The 12,165-nt window shown below is 58.6% G+C and carries 16 protein-coding genes; 7 read left to right on the forward strand and 9 right to left on the reverse strand.

Features of this window, described 5'->3' with window-relative positions; all coding sequences use genetic code 11:
* The first annotated feature begins 98 nt into the window (after positions 1-98).
* On the forward strand, positions 99-1,112 hold the full coding sequence (locus NSJP_RS16790) for a glycosyltransferase family 2 protein (RefSeq protein WP_080888009.1): 1,014 nt from the start codon (positions 99-101) through the stop codon (positions 1,110-1,112).
* 17 nt (positions 1,113-1,129) lie between these two features.
* On the opposite strand, the gene NSJP_RS16795 is transcribed toward NSJP_RS16790, so the two are convergent.
* The 3 genes from NSJP_RS16795 to NSJP_RS19550 all read right to left on the reverse strand — a co-directional run bounded on the left by NSJP_RS16795 (position 1,130) and on the right by NSJP_RS19550 (position 2,441).
* Positions 1,130-1,588, reverse strand: coding sequence for an SRPBCC family protein (locus NSJP_RS16795; protein WP_080888011.1), 459 nt, complete (start codon positions 1,586-1,588; stop codon positions 1,130-1,132).
* A 132-nt stretch (positions 1,589-1,720) separates the two neighbouring features.
* Positions 1,721-2,071 (reverse strand): hypothetical protein, encoded by a 351-nt coding sequence (locus NSJP_RS16800; protein WP_155970348.1) that lies wholly within the window; start codon positions 2,069-2,071, stop codon positions 1,721-1,723.
* Positions 2,072-2,216: 145 nt separating this feature from the next.
* Positions 2,217-2,441, reverse strand: coding sequence for a hypothetical protein (locus NSJP_RS19550; RefSeq protein WP_172834412.1), 225 nt, complete (start codon positions 2,439-2,441; stop codon positions 2,217-2,219).
* A 234-nt stretch (positions 2,442-2,675) separates the two neighbouring features.
* Between NSJP_RS19550 and NSJP_RS16805 the strand changes: the two genes are divergently transcribed.
* Positions 2,676-3,746: a serine hydrolase domain-containing protein gene (locus NSJP_RS16805; RefSeq protein ID WP_172834413.1), complete on the forward strand. Its 1,071-nt coding sequence runs from the start codon at positions 2,676-2,678 to the stop codon at positions 3,744-3,746.
* Positions 3,747-3,784: 38 nt separating this feature from the next.
* On the opposite strand, the gene NSJP_RS16810 is transcribed toward NSJP_RS16805, so the two are convergent.
* The 3 genes from NSJP_RS16810 to NSJP_RS16820 all read right to left on the reverse strand — a co-directional run bounded on the left by NSJP_RS16810 (position 3,785) and on the right by NSJP_RS16820 (position 6,136).
* Positions 3,785-4,354, reverse strand: coding sequence for a 2OG-Fe(II) oxygenase (locus NSJP_RS16810; protein WP_080888016.1), 570 nt, complete (start codon positions 4,352-4,354; stop codon positions 3,785-3,787).
* Positions 4,355-4,926: 572 nt separating this feature from the next.
* Positions 4,927-5,565: a thiopurine S-methyltransferase gene (gene tmpT / locus NSJP_RS16815; RefSeq protein WP_080888018.1), complete on the reverse strand. Its 639-nt coding sequence runs from the start codon at positions 5,563-5,565 to the stop codon at positions 4,927-4,929.
* Between the two features lie 181 nt (positions 5,566-5,746).
* Positions 5,747-6,136, reverse strand: a complete 390-nt coding sequence (locus NSJP_RS16820; RefSeq protein ID WP_172834414.1) for a response regulator — start codon at positions 6,134-6,136, stop codon at positions 5,747-5,749.
* A 298-nt stretch (positions 6,137-6,434) separates the two neighbouring features.
* Here NSJP_RS16820 and NSJP_RS16825 point away from each other — a divergent pair, with 298 nt between their 5' ends.
* Genes NSJP_RS16825 through NSJP_RS16835 form a run of 3 tightly spaced genes read left to right on the forward strand, consistent with a single transcriptional unit; the run spans position 6,435 to position 8,542 of the window.
* The gene (locus NSJP_RS16825) at positions 6,435-6,869 is read left to right on the forward strand and encodes a VOC family protein (protein ID WP_080888022.1); all 435 of its coding nucleotides are present in this window, start codon (positions 6,435-6,437) and stop codon (positions 6,867-6,869) included.
* A 7-nt stretch (positions 6,870-6,876) separates the two neighbouring features.
* Positions 6,877-7,485: a GNAT family N-acetyltransferase gene (locus tag NSJP_RS16830; protein WP_080888024.1), complete on the forward strand. Its 609-nt coding sequence runs from the start codon at positions 6,877-6,879 to the stop codon at positions 7,483-7,485.
* 43 nt (positions 7,486-7,528) lie between these two features.
* A complete protein-coding gene (locus NSJP_RS16835) occupies positions 7,529-8,542 on the forward strand; it encodes a zinc-binding alcohol dehydrogenase family protein (protein ID WP_080888026.1) in 1,014 nt (337 codons plus the stop codon).
* A 24-nt stretch (positions 8,543-8,566) separates the two neighbouring features.
* Here NSJP_RS16835 and NSJP_RS16840 read toward each other — a convergent pair whose 3' ends face one another.
* The gene (locus NSJP_RS16840; RefSeq protein WP_080888028.1) at positions 8,567-9,262 is read right to left on the reverse strand and encodes a hypothetical protein; all 696 of its coding nucleotides are present in this window, start codon (positions 9,260-9,262) and stop codon (positions 8,567-8,569) included.
* A 263-nt stretch (positions 9,263-9,525) separates the two neighbouring features.
* Between NSJP_RS16840 and NSJP_RS16845 the strand changes: the two genes are divergently transcribed.
* Entirely contained in the window at positions 9,526-9,852 is a 327-nt protein-coding gene (locus NSJP_RS16845) for a YnfA family protein (RefSeq protein WP_080888029.1), read from the forward strand.
* 20 nt (positions 9,853-9,872) lie between these two features.
* On the opposite strand, the gene NSJP_RS16850 is transcribed toward NSJP_RS16845, so the two are convergent.
* Positions 9,873-10,208 carry a hypothetical protein gene (locus tag NSJP_RS16850; protein ID WP_155970351.1) on the reverse strand — a complete coding sequence of 112 codons (336 nt, stop codon included), beginning with the start codon at positions 10,206-10,208 and terminating at the stop codon, positions 9,873-9,875.
* A 214-nt stretch (positions 10,209-10,422) separates the two neighbouring features.
* Here NSJP_RS16850 and NSJP_RS16855 point away from each other — a divergent pair, with 214 nt between their 5' ends.
* Positions 10,423-11,439, forward strand: a complete 1,017-nt coding sequence (locus NSJP_RS16855) for an AraC family transcriptional regulator (protein WP_080888031.1) — start codon at positions 10,423-10,425, stop codon at positions 11,437-11,439.
* 37 nt (positions 11,440-11,476) lie between these two features.
* Here the strand turns inward: NSJP_RS16855 and NSJP_RS16860 are convergent, their stop codons facing one another.
* Entirely contained in the window at positions 11,477-12,079 is a 603-nt protein-coding gene (locus tag NSJP_RS16860) for a hypothetical protein (protein ID WP_155970354.1), read from the reverse strand.
* Positions 12,080-12,165: the final 86 nt, after the last annotated feature.

The following is a 12,165-nucleotide window of genomic DNA, read 5'->3' on the forward strand; positions in this document are numbered from 1 at the left end:
AGTTCAATGATAGCCCTTGAAACGCCGGGAGAATTGGCGGATTATCCCTGCCAACAAGGGAATGAAGGCTCAGGCGGAACACTGATTCGGGAGACATCATGAATCCGTTGGTCAGTGTGGTCATCCCAACCTACAATCGCGGATGGTGCATTGAAAGAACGCTCGAGTCTGTTTTCGCGCAGACACACAAGAACATCGAAGTGATTGTCGTCGATGACGCTTCAACCGACGATACCGCTGAACGACTCGCCCCGTTTCTCGACAAAATCACCTACATTCGTCATTCCACCAACCAAGGCATTGCCTTGCAAGCCGAGGGAGGCCCCGCCCGCAACACCGGCATTGGCCGGGCGACCGGCGACTACCTTGCCTTTCTCGACGGCGACGACCTCTGGGAGCCGGATAAACTCGCCGTGCAAGTGCAAGCCGCCGCGCGTTTTCCCCAGGCCGGTCTCATCGTGGCGGACGGATTTCCATTTTCCCATGAGGACGGCACGATTCTCCGTTCGTCACTGTTACACGACTACGGCGATGACTTCTGCGGCTCGCTTCCTGAGGGCGCGGTCGTCGAAGCGGACCTATACCACCGCCTGCTTCGAGGCTGCGTCATCGATACGCCCTCACAAGTCATGGTGCCGTCGAAGGTTCTCCAAACGGTCGGGAACTTTGCGCAGCATCGGGCGGACGACTACGATTTTTACATACGGCTCGCAGCGCAATTCAAAGTGGTCCTGATCAAGAAACATCTGGTCAAGTACCGGGTGCATACGGGTAACGTCTCGGGGCCTGTGGCCATGCAGTTCTTTCAGTTTACGCAACCCAATCTGTTGATCAGAAAAAAACATCTCAAAGTCTGTCGCCCGGAAGTTCGTCCACTCGTCAAACAGCAAATCAAAGAAGGTCTGGTGACCGCGGCGGAAAAGGCCCGCGACGAGGGATTGCGGGGACAGAGGCGCTGGGCATCCCGCTTCCTGTGGCGTCTCTTGATGAAGAACCCGTTCGAACCCGGCTCCCTCTACGTCGCCCTTTCATTGGTAGGCCTCTGGACTCCCGGATGGGTCTTGGCCACGTTTCGGCCGGTCACCCGAAGAATGCTCCGCCATCTGGAGTAACCCGACCGGACACCGCGTTAATTCCAATTGTCGATCTTCGTGTCATTCGGAGACGGTTTGCCCTTGCCGGTCTCAACGAGCTCCCTGAGACTCAACAGGAACGTCGCCCATTTCATGCTGCAATGGGCGGTGAACTCATTCGCCTCGCGCCAATTGTTATGGCCGAAGAGCACGATGGTATAGTCACCGTCCTGGGACAGATTGAAGATCACTTCAGTGTCCAGCCATTCTTCCGGCCCTGCCGTAAGGCGCCATTGCACTTTCCTGTTCGGCTCCAGCGCGACGACGTCCATAGCCATGCTGCCTATTTCCTTTCCCGCAGTGGAAAGGAACCGGACTCTGATTTGTTCTCCGACCTTCGAGGAGCTGGAGGTGTCCTTGGTCCACCAACCGGCGATGCCCTCAACCGTCGACAGCGCCGCATACACCTTGAAAAGAGGCGCCTTGATTCCAATCTTGTGCATGATGTTCGCCATATGACCTCCATCAGGTGTGTGTGAATACGATCAGGTCCGCTGTCCATCCGCTCAACCGGGCTCTCTCTTTGTCGAACAAGGACTTTGAAATCGACATGGGAAGCCAAACGGCTGATCGGAAAGGACATGGATTCAGGTGCTGGACCTGCAACCCACCCAGAAGAAGGCTGACGAGAGGGTGCCGAGGATGGCAAAGAACACCATCGGCTGCCATTTCCCGTGAAGAACGCTGAGAGCGGCAAGGGCAACGACGAGCGTCCAGCCCTTCGCGAATTTCAGCAGGCGTGGCTGCAACGGGAATTCGTCAGGCTTTCCCGACGTCCGTCCCACCGCCACGGATGCGACCAATCCGATGATGATCGCGACGTACAACCACATCTCGATGTCCGACATCATTGAAAATACGACGACCACGGCGATGACCATGGGAGTCCATGCAATCAACCGGAAGGAATACGCCGTTGTTGGGTTTGCGGTCGACATCCCTCGAGCTTCTTCCGCCCTGCCCGCCATCGGTTACGATCTGGCTTGAGTGAATGTACGCACGTTCTCAGAACCCTGACAAGGGAAAAGAGGTGCGGAGGGAAAGAGATGCAGAGGGAATGAGCCGCGGCCGACCCGGCGCGATCTACCAGTCGGCCGGATGATATTTGAAGGAGTTGCTCTTGCGTGATTCCTGGCGGGCCATTGCCCCGCTGGAATCATGACCGGCCATCGCCTGACTTATCGTATTGCTGCTGATCACCCTGTTTGCGCGCTCCACCTGCAGATCCTGCCACACCATCTCCAGAAGCGAGCGAATCGTTTTCAGCAAGGACCTCGCACTGTCAACGACGACTGGAGTATCCATCATGTAACCTCGCCAACAAGAGTTCAGATCGATCAACCGCAACGCATTGTTGGCATAGGGTACCCCGAGGTATTGCTCTGCGATATACCCATGTCGAACGAGAACACCCACACAAAGGAGGGGGTTCGTTGCCCATGTGAATCAATGCCCAATAGACCGGTAGCATCCGAAGAAGTAGAATGGCCCGGTTTTCGGGCTCGCACGTCTCACAGATTGTCAGCTACGAATTGTTCGTTTATGGATGCGAGGCTAGCGCAAGTCCTGCAGGCCTATATCGAGCCTCCAGCCTGTCGAGTCCGGGACGTGGCGGTGTCGTTCGCCTATCGGAACGGCACTGACAAGGAACTCCACGCCGGTATTCTGAGACAAGCCGGTCAATCCGCGTCACATTCCATTCACGTCGACTCGCGCTATTCGGTCCAAAGCATCACAAAAAGCCTGACGGCCGCCGCGGTTCTACGCCTCGTGCACTCGGGCCTGCTCACGTTGGACAGTCCGCTGGCTCGATGGCTGCCGGATGTACCCCACGCCGCCCGCATCACTCTACGACAATGCCTTCAACATACCAGCGGACTCCCCGACTATGGCGCGGTGCCTGAATACCATCAGGCAGTGAACGCACAAGCAGCGCCGTGGTCATTTGCCGAATTCCTGGAACGAACCCACGCCGAACGATTGCTCTTCGAACCGGGCCAAGGATGGCGCTACTCCAACATCGGCTACATGGTGGTCCGCCGGCTGGTCGAAACCGTATGCGGGGAGAGTTTCGCGGAGATTATCTCGAAGAAAGTCTGTCAGCCTCTCGGTCTGCAGCACACCTTCGTCATCGGGGATCGAGAAGGCTTTCAGGCATTGGTACCGGCGTATAGCGTCTCGATGTCGCCGGATGGACTTCCTGTCGACGTCCGATCGCGGTATGACCCGGGCTGGGTCGCGACCGGCGTCGTCGCCTCGACGGCCTCCGATCTCGTTCGGTTCTTTGACAAGCTGCTTGCGGGCGATCTCTTGCCCGGTGTCTTGCTCGAAGAGATGCGCAGGGTCGTGCACGTCGGCACCCCATCCTCCCAACGATGGGTCATGCCGAGCTATGGGCTCGGTCTCATGGCCGATCCGCAGTCTCCGTACGGGATCCTATATGGTCACAACGGCGGCGGACCCGGGTATACGTCAACGGCCTTGCACGTGCTGACGCCGGCAGGACAGTCGGTTACGGTGGCGGTACTCTCCAATACTGAGAACTTCTACGAGGTTGAGCTCATGGCTTTCACGCTGATCGATCAACTCACCCGGGGCCGTCTCAAAACATGACGTGCGATTGGCGCCGTTTCGATCGTTCACCACACATCTTACTTGTACATGACATCCGTGCGCAGCACATACTTCTGTCCGCTGCCCACGACTGCACCCTCGTGCCAAATCTGGTGCAGGAACACGAGTGCCATTCCGGTCTTCGGCTTGACTGACAGATAGGGACATCCCTGAAAGGCTTGCTCCATATCGGCAAAGAATCGCGTTTCTCCGCCTGTCATTCCCTCATTGAGATAAATCATGAACGTCAGCTGGCTTTCTTCAAAACTCGTCACTCGAAAGTACGCTCCATCGCGATGCGGTTTGAAGGTTTGTCCCGGCCTATACCGGTAAAACCGCCACCGTTCGTTCAATCCGACAAGCAGATGACCTTCTAATTCATGCGGCAGAAATGGTTTGGCCTTATGAAACAGATCCAATGCCAAGGCCATATCATCCAGCAGAACACGCTCGTTGTTCCGCACGTCCTCCAGCACGACATCGGCAACCTTCCCGGGCTCATACATAAGGCTCTCGCTGCGCCTGATCAGCGACATACATTCATCACCTGTTAGGAAGTCATGGAGCAGCAGCACCTTGCCAGGATCCACCTCTTCAATAGTCACCATGCCCCCCTCCTCAGCTGAAAGCCTTCCGGTATTCCCATGGCTGCCTCGAACGGCACATACCTTAGCCGCCGACGACATAGATCGGTGACAACGACCGCAAACCTTGTGCCACTCCTCGCTTATGCCAGAGGCTCGAAAATTCAATGAGCACTGAGGACAACGGCGATGTTACTGAATCGAAAGAGGTACTGGCTGAATGTGATTGAGAAGAGCCTCGTCCGCTCAGGACAGGAATACCCACGTCGCTGAGAGGGCCAACACGAGGTTTATCCCGAGAATGGGGTAGATGGCGATCAGCAGAAAGCTCGACTTGGCGGTTGGTCCCGAATAAAACAACGTACCCGATATCGCCAGAGGAGCCGCCCTTGCCCTCGAATCACGTTATGCAACAGCTCGAGGGCGGTTCCGGAAAACCCGAGCTTGGAGTACGCCTCACCGGGATTCGTGATCATCGATTCATGAAATCGTCTCGGCGCGAACACCATCGCCGACGCAGTCAACGAATTGATGAGTTGAAAGACCCAAAAGGTAATGCCGCTTAGGCTGAACAGAGGTCGCCCATGAGCCGGCTTTTACTTGCGCTTCAACAGCCAGACATTCTCTTTGGCGGCGCATTGCTCGGCCAACTTCCCGGTTGCGTGAGCGCTCGCAAGCAGTCGGAGGTCGTAATGGTCGGCGTAATGTCGCTGTACCTCCTCATCGCTTACCGAAAAGGGAGGTCCCTCCATCAGCCGTTGGTCGTAGTAGTAACAGATGACCAATTGTTGGGACTTGCCTGTGATTTCCATGAGATGCGCCGCATACCGATTCCGCATTTCTTCGGGCAGAGCCACCAAGGCGGCCCGATCGTAAACGGCATCGACCGGGCCAAGAATCTTTTTCGATAGCCTAAAGATATCGCCCACGAATATGTCGATATTGTTCGCGCTCCACTGCTCGAGTTCGCCGACTTTCGAGATCTCCGGTTGCGCACCGAGCTCGGTGAACAATTGCTCGATGGCCAACTGACTCAGCTCGGCTCCGACGACCCGATAGCCTTTGGAGAGGAGCCACGAAATATCCAGCGTCTTACCGCACAGCGGAAGGAAGATGCGCCGCCCCTTCGCGAGGGACAGCTCACCGACATGGCTGACCAACAGCGGATTGACCTTACTCTCGTGGAAGCCGATTCTGTTTTCCTCCCACCGCTGGTGCCAAAAACTATGCTCCATGATGACTCTCTCTCCGTCCGGTTCATGACCTATGAGACGTCGCGGCCCGCACGAATGCGGACCACGAAGGAATTCTTGAGGTTTGCCGCCAGGATTGTCAAGAGTGGTCTGCGGTCACAGGGCGGGAATCGTCACCCGGTCGCGACAGTGGCAGGAGGCAGTGGCAGGACTCGTCCGCCGCTTAGCGGCCTGGAGTTCCGGCACGGTTTGCGAGCACCTGCTGAAGGCTGGTGATCAATTCATCTTCTTTCACAGGTTTTTGCACATAGCCGTCGGCCCCCAGGCTGCGCGCCTTTTCCTCGGCCTCCCGCGGATCACGGCCAGTGACCACGATGACCGGGATCCGGCTCAATCTGGTGTTGTGCTTCAACCGTTCGAGGACGCAAAATCCGTCGCCGGCCGGCAAACCCAGGTCCAATAGGATCGCTTGAGGCTCGTGGCGCAAGGCAGCATTGGTGGCTTGCATCCCATCGGCCGCCCATACAGGGTAGTATTGATGGGTGCGGAGCATCGTGCTCAACAGATTCCAGCTATCTATCCCATCGTCGACGACGAGGACTGTAGTTTTCATTACAGATGTCATACTCCACCTCCGCTATGTCAGAGCTATCGGGTTCTGTGTTCTGTTTCTCCGTTCCATTGGTTCACCCCGCTCAAGACAAGCGTACCTGACGGATTATTTTTTGCCAGCCTAGAAAGGAGTACCTCGAAAGGACTGCGGCAGGACTACGGATGGTCCGGTCGAAACCCTTCTATTACTCGCCATTTAGAAGACCGCACTCCTGGCTGTGCGTTGACACGTGCGCCTGCGCACAGTAGCCTACCGGCGTCTCAACCCTAGCGCACGTCGTGTTGGACAGGGGTGATCCGTGATTCTGAACATTGACCACGTGACGATAGTAGTACGGGACCTCGCCGAGGCCAAAGCTTTTTTTGGTCTTTTGGGGTTCGTCCAGGACAAGTCCGTGGTGATTTCCGGCGATCGATTTTCCCGCTACATGGGCGTGCCGCAGATCGAGGCGGAACACGTCACGCTGGTGTCGGCGCAGAAACCCCGGTTCGAGATCCAGCTCTTGCGGTATCTCAAGCCGGAGCAACTGGCGGAAACGGACGTCAAGAATCTCGCAAAGCCCGGCTTCAATCATATCTGCTTCGCGGTCACGGACTTGGACGGAGAAGTCCGGCGGTTGGTCGACCGGGGCGTGGTCTTGAGAAACGAGGTGATGGACTTTCACGATAGAAAGTTGGTGTTTCTCTCGGGTCCGGAAGGAATCACGGTTGAACTGGCCGAATGGCACACATGAGTTCGTTGTGAGTCATGCACGATCCACGAGGGAGATCAGATCGGCAAGACCCGGCGACATATCCGGCATCCTGGAGCTGCAGACGGAATACTTTGTCGGAAATCTGGACCGCGAGGCGCGCAAAGGCGGCTTCATTTCTTCAACGTTTACCCGCCGGCAATTCGAGGAGATTGCACAGGACGTCGCCCTCCTCGTCGCAGCAGAACACACTCGCATCGTGGCATACCTCTGTGCGGCCAGCGGCGACTACTATCGGCAATTTCCCTTGCTGGAAGCTCTCCGGCAACGGGCGTCGGACATGATCTATCTGGGCCGCCGGTTGGACAGCTATCGATCCTTTATTTACGGTCCGGTGTGCATCGCCCGCTTGCAACGCGGACGCGGCCTGCTCGGCGACCTCTTCGAGCAATTGCTCCGCGTGGTTCCTACGGCCTATGACATCGGAATCGCGCTGATCTCGAAAGATAATCGCCCGTCGTTCGAGGCACATGTGAGGAAACTCGGGATGACCGCCGTCGGCGACTACGAATTCGGCGACCACCGATACGACGTCGTGGCCTTCACCGTTCCCCGCGCGCCGCACCAGTCACCTGTTGAATCACCTCGCTCGGCATAGACCGCTCGGTCCCGAAAACGTAGAATGACACGAAAGGAACCCCATGAAAGCCGTCGGCTATCGCCAGTCGTTACCGATTTCGGACCCCTCCTCGCTCCTTGACGTCGAACTGCCGGATCCCCGTCCGGAAGGCCGCGATCTTCTCGTGAGCGTCAAAGCGGTGTCCGTCAATCCCGTCGACACGAAGGTCCGCATGCGGTACAAGCCGGCATCCGGAGAAACCAAGGTCCTGGGTTGGGACGCCAGCGGAGTGGTCCTCGAAGCGGGACCCCACGCGACGTTGTTCAAGGCCGGAGACGAAATCTGGTACGCGGGCTCCATTGCGAGGCCCGGCACCAATTCGGCGCTGCATCTCGTCGACGAACGCATCGTCGGGCGTAAACCCGTTTCTCTGGATCACGCGCGCGCGGCGGCGATGCCGCTGACCGCCATCACGGCCTGGGAGCTGCTCTTCGAGCGGTTCAACATCCAGCCGGGGAAGCACCACACCGGCGACTCCCTCCTGGTGGTCGGCGCGGCCGGAGGAGTCGGCTCCATCCTGGTCCAATTAGCCAGACATCTCACCGGCCTGACGATCATCGGGACCGCGTCCAGAGACGAAACCGCACAGTGGGTACGGCAACTCGGCGCTCATCATGTCATCGACCATAGCAAACCTCTGTCAGCGGAACTTCGCCGGGCTGGGCTGGCGCCTCCGACCCACGTCGCCGGCCTGACCCACACGGGCGAGCACTATCCGGAGATCGTCGAAGCGCTCGCCCCTCAAGGGCACCTCGCCTTGATCGACGACCCCGACTCCATCAACATCGACCTCATGAAGCGTAAGAGTCTCTCCCTCCACTGGGAATTCATGTTTACGCGCTCATTCTTCGGCACCCACGACATGATCGCGCAACACCGGCTGCTGTGCGAGATCGCCGATCTGGTCGACGGAGGCGCCGTACGGACGACGTTCGGCCAGCATTTCGGGACCATCAACGCGGACAATCTCAAGCGAGCCCACACGCTGATCGAAAGCGGAAAAGCAAAGGGGAAAATCGTGCTGGAGGGATTTTAGAACGGAGGCCGGATGGACGGCGCGCTAACGATCTCCCATCCGATTCGATTCGACTTCGAGCGAGACGAGCCGGGCAATCAATATGACCAGGTAGAGCTGCCCGATCAGCGCTTCCAGCATGGCAAGAGAACGAGCAACCGGGTTAACGGGCGTCATATCGATGAAGCTCGACGCGGTCAGGACCGAAAAACTGAACATGCCGAGTTTGGAGTTGATCTCCGGATCGATGTGCGACACCTCATCGGTCAATACGAACGCGGAGGGATCATACAGCGCGATCATCCGATAGGCCTGTGTCCACATCATGCCCAGCAGCAAGTACACGACGACGGCTCCCTGAATACGACGAATCGTGACACGCCCGCTCCGCAAGACAAGCTTCAGGACGAGCCAGGCGAGAATAGCGATGGCCACGAGCGACAGGACGGACTGAACGTACCCGATGCCGTCCCCGGGAACGACCAACCGCAAGCCGCGGAGGAGCAGTGCCGCGCCGGCCAGGACGACGAAGATGCCCGTCGCCCTTTGCAGCCCGAGGACGGCCAAGATACTGAGGACGATCCCCGTGACCGTCACGATGTCGATCAGGAGCTTCGCCCATCCGCTCAATGCTTCTATGGGTTGAAGGACGAACAGGTCGGCGATGAGGAACCCCAGAAGTACGGTGAGGCTCGCATCCGCTGGCATCAGATCAGACAACCGGTTGAAGAATGCTTTCATAAGATAATCCGTAGGAGAATGCACCCACTTTGGCGCAGGCTATTGTAGCAGCATTTCTCGCACGTCTCTTTACTTTCAGGTGCCTAACTCGACCGCCCTCTTGCCGGAATAGCTGACCCGTCCCGTTCATGGCTTCGGCATTCGTCTTGCGCGACCTGCTTGCTTATGCGGGATTGGGTACCACTTGAGTGTTCGTCCTTCCCGCGTTATATGTTCGATACGGCCGTGCTACGCAAGAAAGCGCAGGACATACGGAGACACACATGCTGATCATGCAATCGATTGCCTTGTTCCTCCTGGCAGGGCTCTTCGAGATAGGAGGCGGATACCTCATCTGGCACTGGTGGCGAAACGGAGGTCACTGGAGTTTCGGACTCTTGGGTGCGGCCGTCCTGTTTCTATACGGGATCGTGCCGACGTACCAACCCGCACACTTCGGCCGAGTCTACGCAGCATACGGAGGCTGGTTTGTCGTGTTGTCACTCCTCTGGGCATGGCAGGTAGAGCGGATCGCACCGGACCGTTTCGACTTGATCGGCGGATTCGTCTGCCTAATGGGCGTGGCCGTGATCATGTATTGGCCGCGGTAACCTCACCTCCGTAATACCCGTCACCACGTCAGAGCCTGCCCCTCCGTCATCGGCAGCCGCCCTTCCGTCTCCGCACACTTCGTCCACGGATGCAGCGCGGCTCCCACGCCGGCCCCCAGCATGCCGAAGGGCAATGCCACGACAAACAACGGCAGTCCGATCCCATACCCGACCCATTGCAACGGCACGCTTTCACGTTTGGCACCCGTCTCGACCACGGCTTCCGCCGGATAGAGGGGGAACGTACCGTATTCGCTGCCCAAGCTGGCACTTTCGCCGACGGTCCGGCACCGTGCGTCGCTCAGCGCGGGAAAGAAAACCACTGCAAGCATGAGCACAATTGCGCCGATCTTCATCCTGTCCCTCCGATTCTTCATCGTGGTCATCATCCCCATGCGAACAGAGCTGCCGGCTGAATCATAAAGCCGGCTGCGTTCTCTATCAACCGGTGTGGAAGACGGCACATTGCCGCCGAGCCGGTGGCCATGGCATAGTGGCGGCTGTTCCCTCCGCATGTCGAGAACTCATGTCGAGCACTGCGGATAGTGATCCTTCCAAGGCCGACTGTCTATGGACGTGTTGTCTGAAGTGCTGAAGGCCGTCAAACTCGACGGCGCGGTCTTCTTCAACGGGGAGTTCTCGGCACCCTGGTGCGCCCGGGAACCGGATTCCGGCACCATGGCCTCGTACCTCTCCGTCCGTTCCAAACACATGGTGATCTTTCATCTCGTGACCGAAGGCCAGGCCTATGCCCGCGTCGAACAGGACGGCAACCGGTTATCTCTTTCAGCCGGCGACATCGTGATGTTTCCGCACGGGGATGCGCATCTCATGGGAAACGGCCCGCCGATCGCCCCTACGGACAGTTCGGAGCAGTTGCTTCGGGTCCTGTCCGAAGGCCTCACGCTTTCCCGGGCCGGCGGAGGCGGCGAACTGACGAAGCTGATCTGCGGATACATGACCTGCGAACCGCACCTCAGCCAGTTGTTCCTTTCCGGGCTCCCCTCGATCGTCAAGGTGAACATCCGCGATCACGCGTCGGGACAATGGCTGGAAGATACGCTCCGTTATTCGGTCGACCAGGCCGGAGCCTCCGGTCCGGGCTGCGCCGCCGTCATCGCCAAATTGTCCGAGGCGCTGTTCGTCGAAACGCTGCGCCGGTACATCGCGAGGCTGCCCAAATCCCAGACCGGCTGGCTCGCCGGCGTACGCGACCCTCAAGTCGGAAAGGCGCTGGCGCTCCTTCATCGACAACCGGCATTCCCATGGACCATTGCTTCGCTCGCAAACGAAGTCGGAGTGTCCCGTTCGGTGCTCGCCGAGCGATTCAAGCACTATCTGTCGGAAACGCCCATCGGCTATCTCACACGTTGGCGATTGCAGCTCGCCGCACAGCTCTTGACGTCGACGTCCAAGAGCGTCGCCGAAGTGGCGGGCGACGTCGGGTATGAATCCGAACCGTCCTTCAATCGGGCATTCAAACGGGAGTTCAGCCTCCCGCCCGCCCGCTTCCGCACCCAGGCCAGGCCTCCCAGCCGCTCCCCGTCCGCCTCGAATCAGCGATCCGTCGGCCAGAAACGCAAGTGATTGTACCGGTGCGTCAAGGAGAACTGGCCCGCGCGCGTCAGCGCAGCTGCTGGATCGACGCATCGAGCGGCGTCAGAGGATGGCCTTTTCGGCCGATAGCGGTGGCTTCCAGCGCGCGGCCATACCGGGTGGTCGTTCCGTGGCCTTCGACTTCCACGTCCATATTCGGCCGTAACGACGCGGGAAAGTCCCTCCCGACGTCCGGCGGTAGACGCACCTGTGTCTCGTCCGACAGGAGCATCCCGTTGACGCCCCCTTTAATGTAGTCGTAGAGCAACACCTCAATGGTGCCGGCGGCTCGCATTTCGTTGGCCGTCGGCCTCGCCTCCGCCGGAGGAATGGGAAGATCGAGCCGATAGGGAATGGTGAAAGACTTGCCGTCCGTGACGTTCACGATGACGTCCGGCGTCACCAGCGGCGAGTTCGCACCACGCCTTCCATGGACCCGCACGTGGTCGCCCGGTTGAATGATTTGGATCAGCCCTTCCGCCGCGCGGGGCGTGACATGCATTTGCGCCCCATCGCGAAGCAGGAGTCCGTCCACAATCCCACGAGGGTGTACCAGATAGCGATCGACGATCCCCTCGGCCACCGGCGGCTCGTCCACGGACGGCGGCTGCTTGCCCGCAACAAGGTGCATGGCGGGCTCATGGCGAAACGAAGGTTCGGTCCCGCTTCCATCCGGGGGAAAAGCCAACAGCAGCGCAATCCCTGTTGCGATGAAGG

Origin of the sequence: Nitrospira japonica, from assembly GCF_900169565.1 — a bacterium.
Lineage (GTDB): Bacteria > Nitrospirota > Nitrospiria > Nitrospirales > Nitrospiraceae > Nitrospira_C > Nitrospira_C japonica_A.